Source organism: Spirillospora sp. NPDC048911 (assembly GCF_043198015.1).
GTDB lineage: Bacteria > Actinomycetota > Actinomycetes > Streptosporangiales > Streptosporangiaceae > Spirillospora.
Genome location: NZ_JBICUD010000014.1, coordinates 40,724 through 58,153, shown reverse-complemented (window position 1 = coordinate 58,153; position 17,430 = coordinate 40,724). Strand labels below are relative to the sequence as shown.

Below are 17,430 nucleotides of genomic sequence, written 5' to 3'. Positions count from 1 at the left end.
TTGCCTGTGCGATCGTGGCCCTCGGGCTCCTGGTGGGGATCTTGGGGCGGGGTGGGGAGCCGGCGGAGCCTGAGCGGCCTCGGGTGGTGGCGGCCAAGCCGGCGCCGTCTGTTTCGGAGAGCTATCCCACGTATGGGGAGTACGTGCCGCCACGGCCCGTGAAGAGCCGGGCGCCGCGGGTGCAGGCGACGCCTCGTCCGCGGAGTACTCCTAGCCAGCGGCCCAGCCGGCCCTCGCGGATCAAGCGGTGCCCGCCGGGATGGTCCGAGATCCCCTTCTTTCGCAGGTGGTGCCAGCGGCACGGGTACGGCGTCCGGTGACACCGGATCCGCTCAGGTCACTCAGAAACCTGTAGTAGCGTGCCTGCGGACTGCTCTCAGGGCATCAGGAGGAACGAATTGCCAACCCCTCGGTCGGCGGGGCTGACCGCGGTTTTCCTGGTGACGGCGACGCTGGGCGCGCCGGTGGCGCGGGCCGCGGTCAGTGACCCCCTTGATGCACTCCGGCGGCAGGCGTCCGAGGCTCGTACACAGCTGGAGAAGGCCACCAAGCGGATGGAGAGCCGCAAGAAGGATTTGGCGCGCTCCCAGGACAAGCTTCGCGTCACCCTGAAGGACCTGGGGAAGGCGGAGGCTGAGCTCAACCGGCTCAGGGAACCTCTGGCGAGGCTGGCGAACGCCTCGTATCAGCAGCCGGGCGCCGCTGGGCAGATGGCTATCTTCGGTGGCGGGGACCTGGACGATGCCCTGCGGGCCACGGCGGATGTCACCCATATGGCGAACGGGCAGGACGCCCTGGTGCAGAAGGCCGACGAGTTGCAGGAGCGCCGGGCCCGGCTGACCTCGACCGCGCAGGAACTGCAGTCGAAGAACGCTGTTGAGCAGACGAAGCTCCAGCAGGAGGTCGACGGGCTCAAGAGCAAGTCGACGCAGCTCACCAAGCAGCTGACGGCGATGCTCAAACGGGTCGGCCGCGACCGGCGGCTGGAGTTGGGGTGTGACAAGAGCCTGGCCAAGAACGCGCGGAAGTTCCCGAACGGGCTGATTCCCAGTCAGTACCTGTGTCCGCTGCCGCAGAAGGGCGAGCAGCTTCGGGCCGATGCCGCTTTGACGTTCTACAAGTTGAACGCCGCGTACAAGAAGCGCTTCGGGCGCGACATGTGCGTGACCGACTCGTACCGCAGCCTGGCCGACCAGAACCGTGTGTACTCGCAGCGGCCCGGCTTCGCGGCCGTGCCCGGCACGAGCAACCACGGGCGCGGCCAAGCGCTCGACCTGTGCGGTGGCGTCCAGAACTCGGGTTCGACGCAGTTCAACTGGCTGGAGGCCAACTCCAAGAAGTACGGATGGCTGCATCCGTCGTGGGCGTACTCCAACCCGTTCGAGCCGTGGCACTGGGAGTACGGGACCGAGGAGGACTAGGTGGCCGGCGCCTCGGTGGCGGGGACGACCTCGACGGTGCAGTAGCGGCATCGGCGGGCCTTCACGGGGATGTCGCTGAGGCACTGCGGGCACTCGCGTTCGGTGACCTCCTTGTGCCGGTCCAGGCGTTCGATGAGCTTGGTGGTCGGCAGCACCACGATGAAGTAGATGATCAGCGCGGTCATGAAGAACGCGATCGCCGAGGTGAGGAACACGCCGTACGGGAACTTCGTCCCGTCGATCGTGACCGCCAGCCGCGTGTAGTCGGGCTCGCCGCCGAGCAGCGAGATCAGCGGCGCGATGAACGAGGTCGCGAAGTCCTTCACGAGACTCGCGAACGCGGCGCCCACGACGAACGCGACCGCGAGCTCGATGAGGTTGCCGCGGATCAGAAACTTCTTGAAGCCACCCATGGAGCGCTCCTGCGGGAGGGGGAGTCGTGCAGACCGCCTGTACCCACCGAGCGCCCCTTTTATTGATCATTCTGTGAGTCATGGGTCACCCGCTGAGGTCGGAGTGCACGAGCCTTGTTCGGCACGACGCGAAGAAACCCGGATGCGGCTGAGCCCTGCCAGCGAGGATGAGCAGCGATCCTGACGAACTCTTCACACACTCTCCGACCGGCTCTCCGAACGCGGTGCTGCTGACGCCGACCACCCAGGCCAGCTCGATCACGTCCCCTGCCACGGAACTCACGGAAGCTCTCCTGTCCGCCGGGCGTGGTTCGCGTGCGACTGAGCGCTGTCTGGTCCGTGTCTGAGCTGCGGGTTGTGTGAGCCCCGATCTGCCGTCCGCGGTGACGGCCGTGGTGCGCACCGCGCGAGGCGTTGTACTCGATGCAGAGCGTGCGGGTCTGGACGCGTAGTCGGAGTGCGTGGTCCGCCGGACGAACGAGGCGCTCGGGTGTCTGAGGGCGGGATGTGCGCGGCACGGCGTGTGTGGCGTGCGAGTTATGCGGGGTGCGGAGTGCGCGGGATGCGGTGTGCGGAGTGTGCGGGATGAGGTGTGAGGGGTGCGCGAGGGGTCGCCGCGCCGGGTGTGCGAGGGGTGGAATGTGCGAGGTGCAGGGGTGTGAGGGGCGCGGGGTGTGAGGGGCGGGGTTTGCGAGGGCATTCACGTGCGCGGTGCGGGGTGTGTGAGGGCCGGGATGTATGAGGCGTGGCTGCGCGAGGCACGGGGGCGTGGGTGCGTGCGAGATGGGGAGTGTCCTGTGAGGTCTCTCATCTGCGGTGAGCGGCCCGTGGTCTGCCATCTGTGGTGTGCAGATGGCACATGCACGGTGCGTCGGAGGTGCGGAGCGTTGTGTGCACCGCATGCGCGGTGCGTTGTATGTGGTGCTGGTTGGTTGGTCTGCAGGCGTGACGTGTGGTTGCCGTGTGTGAGTGAGTTGGGTGCGGGGGTTGTCTTGGTTCGGGTGGAGGGTGCGTGTGTGGTGGTTTGGTTAGGTGGCGGGGAGTTCGGACGTGCAGAACTTGCAGCGGGTGGCTCTGATGGGGATCTCGCTGAGGCAGGCCGGGCAGTCGCGTTCCGTTGCTTCCTTGGTGCGGCTCGTCCGGTCGAGGAGGGCGCCGACCGGTTTGACGACCAGGAAGTAGACGACCGCCGCGATGATCAGGAATGAGAGCAGCGCGTTCAGGAAGACGCCATAGGTGAACTTCGATCCGTTCAGCGTGAAGTAGAGAGCGGTGAAGTCGGGCTTGCCGCCGATCGCCGCTATCAGCGGGGTGATGAACGAGGACACCAGCGTGGTCACGAGCGCGCCGAACGCGGTGCCGATGACCACCGCGACGGCCAGTTCGACCAGATTGCCGCGCAGGAGGAACTTCTTGAAGCCGCCCATGGGATCCTCGGATCGTGTTTGCCTGATTACACATCGTTAGCTACCCCACGATAGTGACCGACAATCTTGATCGGGCGGAGGCTGCGACGAGGGCGGCTGCCTGTTCGTCGGACGTGGCGACCACCACCAGGGCGCCCTGGTCGCCGGGATCTGGCTCGCGCGGCAGGGCGATCACTGTCACGCCGTTGGCGATCTGGCGTGCCCACGGGGGGCCTTGGCCGGTGGTCAGCGGATCGTCTGACTGCGTGGCCAGGACGTTGATGTGGTCGCCGGTATGCAGGAGGCGTACGGCGGCTGCGTCGGCGATCCGGATGGGTGTCGCCACTGTGCCTGGCTTGTGCAGCCGAAGGAGGCCGGCGCTCATCAGACGGGCGTCGGTGAGAGGCTCGCCGCGCCGGACCGGCCCGGCTAGTAACCGCCCTGTTGCGGAACCGCGTAGTGCACCGTCGGGCACCAGTTCGGCGGGGAGCGCCACAGTGCGGAGGTCTCCGGAGCGGAGTGCGGAGCCGCCCGGCAGATCGCGGGCGGCGGCGATCACCTCGACCGAGGGCGGCGGGCCGGGCCGGAGTGCCAGCAGCGCCAATCCCGTGGCGGCGGCCGCCGACAGCGCTGCGAGCGGCCGACGCCATCGTGCTAACCGGCCCTTCACCAGGCCCTGCCCCTCATGGCAGCTCCAGCGGGAGCGTCATGCCGTCCAGGGTGCGGGGGCACGGGCAGGTGCGGTCGGTGGGGAGGCTTTCGATCACGTCGGAGACGATGGCGCGGAGGCGGTTGATGTTCTGCGCGAAGACGCGGTAGACCTCGTCCATCGTGACGCCCTCACCCTCTTCGATGCCGGCGTCGAGGTCGGTGACGAGGCAGAGGGGGGTGTAGCAGAGCGCCAGCTCGCGGGCCAGGAGGGCCTCCGGGTGCCCCGTCATGCCGACGAGCGTCCAGCCCTGCGCCGCGTACCACTGCGACTCGGCGCGGGTGGAGAAGCGCGGGCCCTCGATGACGACGAGGGTGCCGCCGTCGACCGGCTCCCAGTCGGCCTTGCGTGCGGTGTCGACGGTGATGCCACGGCCGACGGGGCAGTAGGGGTCGGCGAACGAGACGTGGATCGCGGCGTTCTCGTCGTAGTAGGTCTGCGCGCGGCCGGTGGTGCGGTCGACGATCTGGTCGGGCACGGCGAGCGTGCCGGGTCCGTACGTGGAGGTCAGCGAGCCGACGGCGCTGGGGGCGAGCACCTGGCGGACACCGAGGGAGCGCAACGCCCACAGGTTGGCCCGGTAGGGAATCTTGTGCGGAGGGTAGCGGTGGTCGCGGCCGTGCCGGGGCACGAACGCGACGCGGCGGCCGCCGAGGTCGCCGATCGCGATCCGGTCGCTGGGCGGGCCGTAGGGGGTGTCGACCTGCACCTCCTCGATGTCGTCGAGGAACGAGTAGAACCCGGAACCGCCGATCACTCCGATCTCGGCGGCGGGCACGGAAGGCGTTGTCATGCCGCTGACCCTAACCACCCTCCGTAGGCATCCGGGAGACCCCCTCACTTCTGTGGATAACTCCGCATCCGGACGTGGCGAAGGGGCCCGGCGGGAGGATGCCGGGCCCCTTCTCGGTGGGGTCTCTCCGCGCGCCCGCGCGGGTCGCGTGAGCTTTCTCAGCCAGCCGCGCGGGCGTTGCACCGCCGGCTGAGCGCCGTACCGTCAGCTGAGCGCCGTACCGTCAGCTGCGCGGGATTCCTCAGTCGGTCGCGCGGCCGCGCGAGCGTTCTACGGTCAGTTGCGCGGGGTTTCTTGGTCAGTTGTGCGAGCGTTCTGCGGTCATGAGCGTTTCCATGGTCAGCCGACCGGGTCGAGAATCTTGGGCGGCTCAGGGGCGGAGACGGCGGTGGACTCCTTGGCGAGGCGTCCCGGCGTCCAGATGCGGCGGCCGATGTCGAACGACAGCGCGGGCAGTAGCAGCGACCGCACGATGATCGTGTCGAGCAGGACGCCGAAGGCGACCACGAAGCCCATCTCAGCCATCGAGACGAGTGGCAGGGTGGCCAGGGCGGCGAACGTGGCCGCCAGTACCAGCCCGGCCGAGGTGATGACGCCGCCGGTGACGGTCAGACCGCGCAGGACGCCTCGGCGAGTGCCGAGTTGCTGCGACTCCTCCCGGACGCGGTGCATCAAGAAGATGTTGTAGTCCACGCCCAGGGCCACCAGGAAGATGAACGCCAGCAGCGGGAATCCGGCGTCCGTCCCCTCGAACCCGAAGCCGTGCTTGAAGATCAGCGCGCAGGCGCCGAGCGAGGCGAGGAACGACAGCACCACGGTGGCCATCATCAGCAGCGGCGCGACCAGGGCCCGGAGGAGGGCCACCAGGATCAGGAAGACCACGCCGAGCACGATCGGGATGATGACCTTGTTGTCCCGGGCCGAGGCCCGCTGGATGTCGAGGTTGGTGGCGGTCATGCCTCCCACGTGCGCGTCGGCGCCGGGGACACCGTGGACCGTGTCACGCAGCCGGTCGATGGTGTTCTGCGCGTCCTTGCTGTCGGCCGAGTCCTTGAGCGTGGCCTCGTACTGCACCAGCCCGTTCACGGTCACGGGCTTGCTTAGCTCGGCGACACCAGGCGTGCCGGAGATGGCGCGGGCGACCTCGCCGGACGCGGAGGCCTTGGCGATGACCACGGCGGGCGAGCCGGAGCCCGCGGGGAAGTGCCGGGAGACCGCCTCGGCACCGACGATCGAGTCGGGCTTGTCGACGAACTGGCCGGCGTCCGAGAGCCCGTCGGCCTTGAGCGAGCCGAGGCCGAGGGTCATGGCGATCAGGCCGACCGAGGTGATCGCCCAGAGGAGACGGGGCTTGGCGCTGACGAGCCGGGCCACTTTGCTCCAGATGCCGTGCTCCTTGTCGTACGACTCGGGGTCGAGGTACTTGACGTCGTAGCGCGGCACGAGCGGCCAGAACATCCAGCGGCCGAAGATGACCAGCAGCGCGGGCAGGAGAGTGGTCATGGCGGCCAGGGCGGTGATGACACCGGCGGCAGCGACCGGGCCCATGCCCTTGGTGGAGTTCATGTCGGCGACGAGCAGGCACAGCAGGCCGACGGCGACGGTGGCGGCGGAGGCGATGATGGCGGGCCCGGCGCGGTGCAGCGCGTACGCCATGGCTTCGTGGCGGTCTTCGTGGCGGTGCAGTTCCTCGCGGTAGCGGGCCACGAGCAGCAGCGCGTAGTCGGTTGCGACGCCGAAGACGAGAACGGTCAGGATTCCTGCGCTCTGTCCGTTCACGGTCACACCGCCGTTCTTGGCGAGCAGGTAGACCACGGACTGCGCCAGGGCGAGTGCGAAGACGGCGCTCAGGACGGGGACGAACCACAACATGGGGCTGCGGTAGATGATCAGGAGCAGGACGATCACGACGATGCCGGCGGCCATCAGCAGGAAGCCGTCGATGGTCTCGAAGACCTTGAACATGTCGGCGCCGCCGCCCGCGGGGCCGGTGACGTGCGCGTTCAGTCCGGGCGGGCCGCGCTTGGCGAGGTCGCGAGCGTCATCGACGGCCTTGGTGACGTCGACATCGGTCAACGGGACGAGGGTCTGCAGCGCCTTGCCGTCCTTCGACGGGAACGGCCCCTGCACGCCCTGTGCACCCGGCAGCTTGCCGAAGGCGGCAGTGTCGGCCTTGGCCTTCGCCGTGTCCGCCGCGGTGAGGGCTCCGCTGGACCGTTCGTAGACGATGACGGCGAGCATCGTCTCGTCCTTGCGGAACTGTTCCTGCAGCTTGACGACCTGGGTGGATTCGGCGCTCTTGGGCAACCAACTGGCCGCGTCGTTCTTCTCTACGTCGCCCAGCTTGCCCGCTAGCGGACCGAGGGCTGCCAGCGCCACCACCCAGAGGGCGAGCACCGCCCATTTGGTACGTCTACCGGCGATCAGGCTTGCGAGTCGGTGGGCCCATCCCGTGGGGGGAGCCTGGCTCGGTGCACTCATTCGTTCCTCTCCTGCCTAGCGTGCGCTCTTCGAGATATGTCGTGTTCGCGATAAGATTGTCTCTGCATTGGAGACTTGTCAAGTACTATCTCGACTTTGCCTGGTCGCCCCCCGCAGCGTCCATGTCAGAGTCCGTGGCGAAGGGTTAGGCCGGTATCAGGAAGCACCCCGAGTCGTCCCTGACCCATCCCTGACGACTCATCGGGGCTCGAAAAGTCATCGCCGCCGCCGAGTCGGCCGAGTCGGCCGAGTCGGCCGAGCCCGTCGAGCCGGCCGAGCCCGTCGGGACCGCCGAGACCATCGGGATGCGGGCCTGTGACGTCGCCGCGGCCTTGAGGGGCTGCGGTCGGCCTAGGTGCTGGCTCAGTGGCTCCATCGCGGCCGTTCGCCGCGTTCCTGGGCATCTCTGGCATGGTTCGATGCTCGCTGGGAGACGGTCCGCCGCGCGTCGGGCTCGAGAGGTGACCGGAGGTACATCTTTCGAGTGAACGGGGCGAGGAGGGGCTACGCCCGGTGGGGTACGAGGGGAGTGGATACTCGGCCGCAAGGAGGGCGAGGTGGGGCGAGCAGGCGGAGGGCCACCCCTGCCCAAGGCCTCACGTCCGGCTGGCAGAACGTCGGAGCGTGCCCGCGGAGGCGCCTCTTGTAACGGAATGCTTCGCTGTCGCAAGCACTTCAGAGCTCCGCCAGGGCAAGGGACATCGCGGCGTAGTGAAGGTCTGCGATTGCGGCTGGGCTGCTCTGAACTGCGTTTATACGGCCATCAGTCGATGCGGGGATGGCCGACGAGGAGATCCCAGCGCAGAACGCGACGTACGCGCACGCCGATTTCCTTGATCGCATCGGCCGGACGGCTCACGTACACCTCGCCGTGCATCTCGCGGAGGAGCGCCGCAGCTCCAGCCTCCACCTTTCGTACCAGGACGAAGGTCCGCGCCTAACGCTGATCATGGAGTGCCGCGCCGCCTTCGTGGCGGGGACGGCGAAAAGGGCCATGGCCGCTATCCGCCGAACGACGGAAACGTAGCCATGGCCCTCTGAACGTTGTGGAGCTCGTTCAGGCGACCTTCGTGCCCGAGCCGCCCCCGGAGTTGCTCGACGACCCCGTCGAACCGCTGGAGCTGCTGGAGCCGTTGGACGAGGAGGACCCGCTGCTCGAAGAGCCCGACGAGCTTGCGGAGCCCGAGGAGTCCGACGAAGAAGACGACGACTCGGACTTGTCGGACGAGCCGTTGGACGACGAGCTACCGGCGCCCACGGTGGACGACGACTTGCCGGAACCCCGGCTGTCGGTCCGGTAGAAACCGCTGCCCTTGAAGATGATGCCGGCGGCCGAGAAGACCTTCCGCAGCTTGCCGCTGCAGTTCGGGCACTCGGTCAGCGCGTCGTCGCTGAACTTCTGCACGACCTCAAGAGGCTCGCCGCACTCGGTGCAAACGTACTGATACGTCGGCACGGTTCCTCCTCGCTGACACAGCCCCGCGGTGGGGCTGGCACTCCTCTAGAACGACTGCTAATGGTACCCATGACTGGAACACGATTCGCCCTGGGCGTATTTCCGTGCCGTGACGCACTGGCCGGGTGGGGCCATCCCCCCGGTCAGTGGCCGGTTTCGCCGAACCAGCCCGCCAGCTTGCCCCGGCGGCTTACAGCGCGGAGGCGGCGTTCGGCGGCGTCGCGGACTTCGGTGGTGCTGACGACCAGGAGCGTGTCGCCCGCGCGGAGGGTGGTGGTCGACTCGGGGACGAAGCTGCTTCCGTCCCGGACGACCAAGGTGACCAGGGCGCCCGCGGGGAGGCGGAGTTCGAAGATCTCCACTCCGTTCAGCCGGGAGTCCAGCGGGATCCGGACCTCCAGCAGGTCGGCGTGCAGCTCCTCCAGCGGCGCGGCTTCCACATCGAGCTCGCGGGCCTGTTCGTCGCTCTTGAGGCCGCACCAGCGCGCCACCAGGGGCAGCGTCGGCCCTTGGAGCAGGGTGAAGACCACCACGATGTTGAAGACGATCGCGAAGAGCCGTCCCGAGCCCGACACCTCTTCGACCATGGGGATCGTGGTCAGGACGATCGGCACGGCGCCGCGCAGGCCCGCCCAGGAGGCGAAGAGTTTCTCGCCCCAGCTCAGCTTGAAGCCGATCGTGGACAGGACGACCGAAAGCGGACGCGCCACCAGGAGCAGAACGAACCCGATCACGAGGGCGGGCACGATCTGGCCAGGGAGATCGCCTGGCGAGGCCAGCAGACCCAGCATCACGAAGAGCCCGATCTGGGCCAGCCACGCGATGCCCTCCGAGAAGCCACGGGTGGCGGGGCGGTGCGGAAGACGTGAGTTGCCAAGGACAAGGGCGCTTACGTACACGGCAAGGAATCCGCTGGCGTGCAACAACGTCGCCGCGCCGTACGAGCCGACCGCCAGCGACAGCACCGCGATCGGGTAGAGGCCGGACGCGGGCAGGGCCACCCGGCGCAGCGCGTACGCGCCCAGCCAGCCGATCGCGATGCCGATCAGGCCACCCGCGATCAGCTCGTAGATCATGACCCCGGCGAGCTCCAGCAGGTTCGGCATGCCCGTCTGGGTCGTGCTGAGCGTGACGACGACGATGACGACGGGCGCGTCGTTGAAGCCCGATTCGGCCTCCAGCAGCCCGCTCAGCCGGGACGGCAACGGCAGCCTGCGCAGCACCGAGAAGACCGCGGCGGCGTCGGTCGGCGCGAGCACGGCGGCCAGCAGGAACGCCAGCCGCCAGTCCAGGCCGATCAGCCAGACGGCGGCGACCGCCACCACCACGACGCTGATCAGTGTCCCGATCGTGGACACCGCCAGCGCGGCGGGTGCCGACGGCCGTACATGGCGCCAATTGGTGGTGATCCCGCCCTCGGCCAGGATCAGGACGAGGGCGGCCAACCCAAGGGTTTCGGCCACCAACGTGTTGTCGAACTGGATGTGCAAAGGGCCGGACTCGCCGATGAGCAGGCCGAGTCCCATATAGGCGAGCAGTGACGGAAGGCCTGCCTGGTGGGACAGGCGGACCGCCACGATGGCACAGAGTACGAGAGTGGCGCCGAAGAGTAGCCAGAGGTCGAGCTGCACATCCCACCCTTCGGGGTCGCGGAAGATTGATCGTTAAGAGATCCTACAGATTCGTATACGGATCACCTATTTGCGACTGACCGTTCGCCCCCGTTCAAGACCCCAAGCCCACCCACCCCCTGCCCTACCTGCCCAAGCCGCCCCACAACCGCCCCACAACCGCCCGCAGACGAGCCACGCCCCACTCACGCTGCGACTTGCCTGCCGTGACGTGGCCGCGTGCCGCCCCTGCCTGAGACAGGCACGACTACCCAGAAGCACTGTGCCCCCAAGCTGTAGCGCCTGCCGAAGTGCAGCGCTGCTACCCCGGAGGTGCCCTGGCTTGCCGGAGGCGCGGCAGGCCTGCCCGAGCTGCGACACGGTCTCAAGGCTGCGGCGCCTGCCGAAGTACGGCGCTGCTAGCCCGTGCCCTGGCCTGCCGGAGGCGCGGCACGCCTGCCCGAGGTGCCGCGCTGCCAGCCTGATGGCGTGCTGAGACCTGCGCGTGGGGCGGCTTGCCTACCCGTGGTGTGGCGGGCTCGTTGGGGGCGCGCCGCGGTCTGCGTGAGGTGCGGTGCCGCCTGTGTGAGGTGTCACGGTCTGCCCATGGTGCTCGGGGCGTGTGCGGCCAGCAGGGGGTGTGGCATGACTGCCTGCGGCGTGGCTGTTTGAGGTGTGGCGCGGCCAGTTTGGCCTTGGCTTGGGACGGTCCTGGCTGCGGTGGGGGGGAGGGGATTAGCGGCGCTTGATCTGCGGGTCGATGCCGTTTACCACGTTCGCTACCGGCTGGCCGGAGACGGCGGCGGTGATGTTGTCCTTGACCATCGTCACCAGCTTGATCTGGGACATGGAGCTTCCACCGGCCGTGTGCGGCGACACCAGCACGTTCTCGTGCGTGCGGAGGGGATGGTCGGCGGGGGGCGGTTCCTCCTCGAAGACGTCGAGCGCGGCCCCGGCCAGGTGGCCTGATTCGAGTGCGGCCAGCACGTCCGCGTCCGGGATGATCCCTCCGCGGCCCACGTTCACGAGCAGGGCGTTCTGCGGCAGGAGCGCGAGCTTCTCCGCGTTCACCAGCCCGGTCGTCTCGGGGGTGAGGGGGATCGCGATCACGAGGATGTCCGAGTTGGCCAGCAGGTCGTCGAACTCGCGGTACGTGGCGGACGCCTCGGGGCGGCGGCGCCGGGACCAGTAGGACACCGGGCTGCCCAGCGCCCCGAAGAGCCGGGCCGCCTCCTCGCCGATCGGCCCGTACCCGATGATCCCGACCCGCTGCGTGTGGATCTCGCGCGGGCCACGGGCGAGCAGCTCCATCTGCGGCCACCCGCCCGCCCGCACCAGCCGGTCGCCGAGGACCAGCTGGCGGCAGAGCGCGAACGCCGCTCCGACCGCCCACTCCGCGACGGCCCGCGCGTTGAATCCGGCGGCATTGGCCGCGGGCACCCCGGCCGCGGCGAGCGCGTCCAGGTCGAGGCTGTCGGTGCCGACCGACGGCATCTGGACGAACGCCAGGTGCGGCGCGGCCGCGACGGCCTCGGTGTCGATGGCCAGCTGCCCGGTGAAGTCCCCGATGATCAGCTCGGCGTCCGGCAGTGCGGCGCGCAGCCCCGCCCGGTCCCTGGTCTCCGGGAAAGTGATCTCCACCGCGTCACCGAGCGGGGCGAACAGGCCGCGGACCAGGCCCTGGTCGAGCGGAGGCAGGGAAAGGAGCCGCCACGGCGTCGTCATGTCGTACCTCCAGGGCGGGGGCGGTCGTGATCTTGTGGGGTCAGCGTAGAGGGCCCTGAGGGAATCGGAGTAGCCCTCCCGCGGGCGTCACGGCCGCCCGGACGCGGCGGTCGTGCGGCTCGGCGGGGACCTCGTCCACCAGTTCCGCGTCGTACACCAGGCCGACGGTCAGGATCGCCGGTCCGACCCTGGCGAGGGCACGGTCGTACGAGCCGCCGCCACGGCCCAGGCGCAGGCCCGTGCGGTCGATCGCCACGGCCGGGACGAGCACCACGTCCGCGCTGGCCACCGCCCCGGGGCCGCGCGGCGGCTCGGCCGGCTCCAGCAGCCCCATCGGGCCGGGGACGAGCGAGTCGGGGCCCTCGTACGACGCCCAGTCCAGGTCGCCGTCCGGCAGCAGCCGCGGGAGGAGGACGTACGCCCCGCGCTTCCACAGGCCGAAGATCAGCCCGCGGGTGTCGGGCTCGGTGCCGAACGAGACGTACGCGGCGATCGTGCCGCCCATCTCCAGTTCGGGCGTCGAGAAGAGGGCGTCGCGCATGGAACGGGCCGCGGCGGCGCGTTCGTCCGAGCTCATTTCCCCTCGGGCAGCCAGCAACGACCGCCGCAATTCGCGCTTTGCGGGGGTCGCGCCAGGCTCGGTCTCGGATTTTGCTGAGTTTGTTATGGAGATTTCAGCCTCCCGCTCAGGGTGCTGCACGTTTCGCTCGCTCTCGGTGGCTAGGGTCTCTGCATGGCCGACTTCGCACCTGTACTCAAGGCGGTCGTCCCGGCGGCCGGCCTCGGTACCCGATTCTTGCCCGCCACCAAGGCGACTCCCAAGGAAATGCTGCCCATCGTCGACAAGCCGGCGATCCAGTACGTCGTCGAGGAGGCGGTCGCCGCCGGCCTCACCGACGTTCTGATGATCACCGGCCGGAGCAAGCGGTCGATCGAGGACCACTTCGACCGGGCCTACGAGCTGGAGGACGCGCTGCGCGCCAAGGGCGACGAGGATCGCCTGGCCGCCGTGCACGAGTCCAGCGACCTTGCGATCATGCACTACGTCCGGCAGGGCGAGCCGCGCGGCCTCGGCCACGCGGTGCACTGTGCCCGCCAGCACGTCGGTAACGAGCCGTTCGCCGTGCTGCTCGGCGACGACATGATCGACGCGCGGGATCAGCTGCTCACCCGGATGATCGAGGTCCGGCAGAAGCACGGCGGCAGCGTCGTCGCGCTGATGGAGGTCGACCCCGACCAGGTGTCGGCGTACGGCTGCGCCGCCATCGAGGGCACCGGCGAGCAGGACGTCGTCAAGATCACCGACCTGGTCGAGAAGCCGTCGGTGGAGGAGGCGCCGAGCAACTGGATCATCATCGGGCGGTACGTCTGCGACCCGGCGGTCTTCGACGTCCTGGAGAAGACCCCGCCCGGACGCGGCGGCGAGATCCAGCTGACCGACGCGCTGCGCACCCTCGCCGACATGCCTGCCGACCAGGGCGGTGGCGTGTACGGGGTGAAGTTCCGGGGACGCCGTTACGACACCGGCAACAAGCTGGAGTACCTGCGCACCGTCGTGCAGTTCGCCTCCGAGCGCCCCGACCTGGCACCGGAATTCATGCCGTGGCTCCGGGAGTTCGTCCGGCAGAACGACGACAAGTAAGACACGCGTGACGCGGGGGAGGGCGGCATGAGGACGGTCGACGAGCATCTGGCGGACATCCTGGCCAACGTGCCGGTGCTGCCGCCGCTTGACCTCGCGCTGCTGGAGGCGGCGGGCGGCGTGCTCACCGAGCCGGTCGCCGCGCCCGTGTCGCTGCCGCCCTTCGACAACTCCGCGATGGACGGGTACGCGGTGGTATCGGCCGACGTCGCGGGCGCCTCGGACGCCGAGCCGGCGGTGTTGCCCGTCATCGGTGACATCGCCGCCGGCGACTCCGGGGTGACCGCGATCCGGCCCGGCCTGACCGCCCGCATCATGACGGGCGCGCCGATGCCCGCCGGTGCCGACGCCGTCATCCCGGTCGAGTGGACGGACGGCGGCGCCGCCACCGTCCGGATCAACCGTTCCGCGCCGCCCGGCCACTACATCCGGCGGTCCGGCGAGGACGTCCAGGCCGGAGAGGTCGTCGCGGGTCCCGGCACCCGGCTCGGCGCAGCGCAGGTGGCCATGCTCGCGGCGGTCGGCCGTGCGCGCGCGACGGTGCGGCCCAAGCCACGCGTCGTCGTGCTGTCCACAGGCAACGAGCTGCGCGAGCCAGGCTCCGAGCTCGCTCCCGGGCAGATCTGGGACTCCAACAGCTTCATGCTGACCGCCGCAGTAATAGAGGCGGGCGGCGTCGGCTACCGGCAGACCATGGTTGAGGACGATCCGCGCAAGGTGCTGGAAACCCTGGAAGACCAGCTCATGCGGGCCGACGCGCTCATCACGACCGGTGGCGTCTCGATGGGTGCGCGCGACGTGGTCAAGGAGGTGCTGACAGGGGTCGGCACCGTGCAATTTCATAAAGTACGGATGCGGCCAGGGAAGCCTCAGGGGTTCGGCCTGCTGGAAGGCACGCCAATCTTCACGTTGCCTGGCAACCCCGTTAGCGCGTACGTCTCGTTCCAGGTGTTCGTCAGGCCCGCGCTACGCGCCATGCAGGGCCTGCCACCGGAAACACTGCCCACCGTCACCGCGGTACTGGCCGAGGGCGTGAAATCCCCGGCCGGGCTCGCGCATTTCATGCGCGCGACCCTCACCTTCAACCGCGGCAAGGCGATGCAGCACAGTTACACCGTCACTCCGGCGGAGGGACAGGGATCCCACCAGCTGGCCGCGCTGTCGTCGGCGAACGCGCTCATCGCGCTGCCCGAGGACGCCGAGGACCTGCCCGCCGGTTCGCTCGTCGAGGTTTTGAGGTTGCCGTCATGAGCGCCATGGGTTCGGAGTTCACCGGTTTCACGCATCTGGACGCCTCGGGTGCGGCACGCATGGTCGACGTCTCGGCCAAGAACGTGTCGTCCCGGACCGCCACCGCCACGGGCTTCGTACGGCTGTCGCCCGATTGCGTCGCCGCGCTGCGTTCCGGTGGCGTGCCCAAGGGCGACGCGCTGTCGGTCGCGCGGATCGCCGGGATCATGGGCGCCAAGCGCACCCCCGACCTGGTGCCGCTCTGCCACCCGATCGCCCTGCACGGCGTCTCGGTCGATCTCACGGTCGAGGACGGCGGCGTCGCGATCAGCGCGACCGTCCGGACCGCCGACCGCACCGGCGTGGAGATGGAGGCGCTGACCTCCGTCACCGTCGCCGGCCTGGCGCTGATCGACATGGTCAAGGCCATCGATCCGGCCGCGGTGATCACCGATGTGCGAGTCGAGGAGAAGACCGGCGGCAAGACCGGCGTCTGGCGCCGCGGCGATTCCTGAGCCGCTCCGAAGCACGGGCGCAGACCATGGAGGCGACGATGATCCGGGCGATGGCCGTCACGGTGTCCAACCGGGCGGCGGCGGGCGTGTACGCGGACAAATCCGGCCCGGTGCTCGTCGAGCTGCTGCGGGAGCTCGGCTGCCAGGTGGACGGCCCGGTGGTGATCCCCGACGGCGAGCCGGTGGCCGGGGCGCTGCGGGACGCCGTGGAAGCCGGGTACGACCTGGTCGTCACCACCGGCGGCACCGGCCTCACCCCGATGGATCTGACGCCCGAGATGACCCGGCGCGTGATCGAACGAGAGATCCCGGGCATCGCCGAGGCCATCCGCATGCAGAGCCGCGCCGCCGTCCCCGCCGCCGTCCTGTCGCGCGGCCTGGCGGGCGTCGCCGGCCGCACGCTGATCGTCAATCTCCCCGGCTCGACCGGCGGCGTCCGCGACGGCGTGGCCGTCCTGGGTCCCGTCCTGCCCCACGCCATCGACCAGATAGCCGGCGGCGACCACCCCAGACCAGGCGCCCCCTGACCACCCAAGACCAGGCGCCCCTGACCGTCCAAGGCCGGACGCGTCCTGGCCGCTCGTGGACCGACGTCGCCGAACGCCGCCGTCCATCGACCACTGGGCCGAGGGGGTGGGGTGGCGAAACTATGATTACGCGTGACCTGAAACCCCCTGACCGACCTGGCCCGCGTATTGCGGCTCGCCGTGGAGATCGCCCGGAATCGCGGGGTTAGTCTCCGCCCTCCGCGACCTGATCCGGTCGGTCGTCCTCGACGCCGAGGTGTGAAGCTGCCATGACCGTCCTCGCCAACGCCCGGTTCGTCCTTCCGAACGCCGTCCAGCAGGGCTGGCTGCGCATCGACGGCGGCCGGATCGCCGAGCTGGGCACCGGCGCCCTCAGCGCGTCCGAGAACGACGGCGCCGACGTCGTCGACCTGGGCGGGCGGTACGTGGTCCCTGGATTCGTCGACATGCACGTCCACGGCGGCGCGGGCTCCTCGTACCAGAGCGGGCGGGCCGAGGACGCACGGAAGGTCGTGGAGTTCCACCGCGCGCATGGCACGACGACGTTGACGGCAGGGCTGGTCACCGGCAGCGCGGACGACATGCTGAACGCGGTGTCGGGCCTGGCCGAACTGGCCTCCGACGGTCTCATCGCGGGCGTCCACCTGGAAGGACCGTTCATCGAGGTGGGCCGATGCGGCGCGCACGAACCCTCGCTGCTGCGCGCCCCCGACCTCGCCGAGTTCCGGCGGCTGATCAAGGCCGGCGGCGGCCACGTGCGAATGATCACGCTGGCGCCCGAGCTGCCCGGCGGCCTGGACCTCGTCCGAGCCGCCGTGGACGAGGGCGTCGTCGCCGCGGTCGGCCACACGGACGGCACGGCGGCGCAGGTCAGGGAGGCGTTCGACGCCGGCGCGCGGGTCGCCACCCACCTCTTCAACGCGATGCGGCCCCTGCACCACCGCGAGGGCGGTCCCATCGTCGCCGCGCTGAACGACCCGCGGGTCACCGTCGAGCTGATCAACGACGGCGTGCACATCGACACCGAGGTCGCGCGCCTCACGTTCACCGCCGCGGGCGCCGACCGCGTCGCCCTCATCACCGACGCGATGGCGGCGGCCGGGATGGGCGACGGCTCGTACACCCTCGGCGTGATGGACGTCGAGGTCAAGGACGGCCGCGCCCTGCTCGCCGGCGGCACGTCCATCGCGGGCAGCACGATCACGATGGCCGACGGCTTCCGCCGCGCCGTCGAGATCGTGGGCCTGCCGATCGAGGACGCCGCCCGTTCGGCCTCGTTGATCCCGGCCCGCGCACTGGGCCTGGACGACCGCGTCGGCTCGCTCGCACCCGGCAAGCAGGCGGATCTCGTCGTGCTCGGCGACGACCTGGAGATCGAAAAGGTCATGAAGGACGGCCGCTGGTCATGATCCTCAACGCGCGCCGACCGGCCGCCTCCTGACCGAAATCCGTGCCACATGACGCTTTTTCGCCGGATCTGAGGGCGCATCATCGGTTTGGGG

The 17,430-nt window shown here is 69.5% G+C and carries 16 protein-coding genes and 1 pseudogene; 8 read left to right on the top strand and 9 right to left on the bottom strand.

Annotated elements, in window-relative coordinates; translation table 11 throughout:
• Nucleotides 1-398 precede the first annotated feature (398 nt).
• On the top strand, nucleotides 399-1,421 hold the full coding sequence (locus tag ACGFNU_RS44890) for a D-alanyl-D-alanine carboxypeptidase family protein (RefSeq protein ID WP_392602804.1): 1,023 nt from the start codon (nucleotides 399-401) through the stop codon (nucleotides 1,419-1,421).
• Here the strand turns inward: ACGFNU_RS44890 and ACGFNU_RS44885 are convergent.
• The 5 genes from ACGFNU_RS44885 to ACGFNU_RS44865 all read right to left on the bottom strand — a co-directional run bounded on the left by ACGFNU_RS44885 (nucleotide 1,418) and on the right by ACGFNU_RS44865 (nucleotide 7,139).
• Nucleotides 1,418-1,834 carry an MscL family protein gene (locus ACGFNU_RS44885; protein ID WP_392602803.1) on the bottom strand — a complete coding sequence of 139 codons (417 nt, stop codon included), beginning with the start codon at nucleotides 1,832-1,834 and terminating at the stop codon, nucleotides 1,418-1,420. The two genes, ACGFNU_RS44890 and ACGFNU_RS44885, sit on opposite strands and share 4 nt — an antisense overlap.
• A 1,028-nt stretch (nucleotides 1,835-2,862) precedes the next feature.
• Nucleotides 2,863-3,261, bottom strand: coding sequence for a large conductance mechanosensitive channel protein MscL (gene mscL, locus ACGFNU_RS44880; RefSeq protein ID WP_392602802.1), 399 nt, complete (start codon nucleotides 3,259-3,261; stop codon nucleotides 2,863-2,865).
• 40 nt (nucleotides 3,262-3,301) lie between these two features.
• Nucleotides 3,302-3,910: an SAF domain-containing protein gene (locus tag ACGFNU_RS44875; protein ID WP_392602801.1), complete on the bottom strand. Its 609-nt coding sequence runs from the start codon at nucleotides 3,908-3,910 to the stop codon at nucleotides 3,302-3,304.
• A gap of 13 nt (nucleotides 3,911-3,923) precedes the next feature.
• Nucleotides 3,924-4,742, bottom strand: coding sequence for an S-methyl-5'-thioadenosine phosphorylase (locus tag ACGFNU_RS44870; RefSeq protein WP_392602800.1), 819 nt, complete (start codon nucleotides 4,740-4,742; stop codon nucleotides 3,924-3,926).
• 339 nt (nucleotides 4,743-5,081) lie between these two features.
• Complete coding sequence (locus ACGFNU_RS44865) at nucleotides 5,082-7,139, bottom strand: MMPL family transporter (protein WP_392602799.1); 2,058 nt, start codon at nucleotides 7,137-7,139, stop codon at nucleotides 5,082-5,084.
• Between the two features lie 862 nt (nucleotides 7,140-8,001).
• Between ACGFNU_RS44865 and ACGFNU_RS44860 the strand changes: the two genes are divergently transcribed.
• Together ACGFNU_RS44860 and ACGFNU_RS44855 are read left to right on the top strand one after the other, a co-directional pair.
• Complete coding sequence (locus tag ACGFNU_RS44860; protein WP_392602798.1) at nucleotides 8,002-8,250, top strand: hypothetical protein; 249 nt, start codon at nucleotides 8,002-8,004, stop codon at nucleotides 8,248-8,250.
• Nucleotides 8,251-8,269: 19 nt separating this feature from the next.
• On the top strand, nucleotides 8,270-8,524 hold the full coding sequence (locus tag ACGFNU_RS44855) for a hypothetical protein (protein ID WP_392603016.1): 255 nt from the start codon (nucleotides 8,270-8,272) through the stop codon (nucleotides 8,522-8,524).
• 14 nt (nucleotides 8,525-8,538) lie between these two features.
• On the opposite strand, the pseudogene ACGFNU_RS44850 reads toward ACGFNU_RS44855, so the two are convergent.
• From ACGFNU_RS44850 to ACGFNU_RS44835, 4 genes and pseudogenes are all read right to left on the bottom strand, one after another.
• Nucleotides 8,539-8,679: pseudogene (locus ACGFNU_RS44850) on the bottom strand (FmdB family zinc ribbon protein); the annotation flags it as partial.
• A gap of 143 nt (nucleotides 8,680-8,822) precedes the next feature.
• A complete protein-coding gene (locus tag ACGFNU_RS44845; RefSeq protein ID WP_392602797.1) occupies nucleotides 8,823-10,310 on the bottom strand; it encodes a potassium/proton antiporter in 1,488 nt (495 codons plus the stop codon).
• A gap of 714 nt (nucleotides 10,311-11,024) precedes the next feature.
• Entirely contained in the window at nucleotides 11,025-12,014 is a 990-nt protein-coding gene (locus tag ACGFNU_RS44840) for an NAD(P)-dependent oxidoreductase (protein WP_392602796.1), read from the bottom strand.
• A 40-nt stretch (nucleotides 12,015-12,054) separates the two neighbouring features.
• A complete protein-coding gene (locus ACGFNU_RS44835) occupies nucleotides 12,055-12,714 on the bottom strand; it encodes a 5-formyltetrahydrofolate cyclo-ligase (RefSeq protein WP_392602795.1) in 660 nt (219 codons plus the stop codon).
• Between the two features lie 33 nt (nucleotides 12,715-12,747).
• Between ACGFNU_RS44835 and galU the strand changes: the two genes are divergently transcribed.
• The 5 genes from galU (at nucleotide 12,748) to nagA (ending at nucleotide 17,337) form a co-directional block, all read left to right on the top strand.
• The gene (galU, locus tag ACGFNU_RS44830; protein WP_392602794.1) at nucleotides 12,748-13,656 is read left to right on the top strand and encodes a UTP--glucose-1-phosphate uridylyltransferase GalU; all 909 of its coding nucleotides are present in this window, start codon (nucleotides 12,748-12,750) and stop codon (nucleotides 13,654-13,656) included.
• Nucleotides 13,657-13,683: 27 nt separating this feature from the next.
• On the top strand, nucleotides 13,684-14,907 hold the full coding sequence (gene glp, locus ACGFNU_RS44825; protein WP_392602793.1) for a gephyrin-like molybdotransferase Glp: 1,224 nt from the start codon (nucleotides 13,684-13,686) through the stop codon (nucleotides 14,905-14,907).
• A gap of 5 nt (nucleotides 14,908-14,912) precedes the next feature.
• Nucleotides 14,913-15,401, top strand: a complete 489-nt coding sequence (gene moaC, locus ACGFNU_RS44820; protein WP_392603004.1) for a cyclic pyranopterin monophosphate synthase MoaC — start codon at nucleotides 14,913-14,915, stop codon at nucleotides 15,399-15,401.
• 38 nt (nucleotides 15,402-15,439) lie between these two features.
• Complete coding sequence (locus tag ACGFNU_RS44815; protein ID WP_392602792.1) at nucleotides 15,440-15,928, top strand: molybdenum cofactor biosynthesis protein B; 489 nt, start codon at nucleotides 15,440-15,442, stop codon at nucleotides 15,926-15,928.
• A gap of 269 nt (nucleotides 15,929-16,197) precedes the next feature.
• The gene (gene nagA / locus ACGFNU_RS44810) at nucleotides 16,198-17,337 is read left to right on the top strand and encodes an N-acetylglucosamine-6-phosphate deacetylase (RefSeq protein WP_392602791.1); all 1,140 of its coding nucleotides are present in this window, start codon (nucleotides 16,198-16,200) and stop codon (nucleotides 17,335-17,337) included.
• Nucleotides 17,338-17,430: the final 93 nt, after the last annotated feature.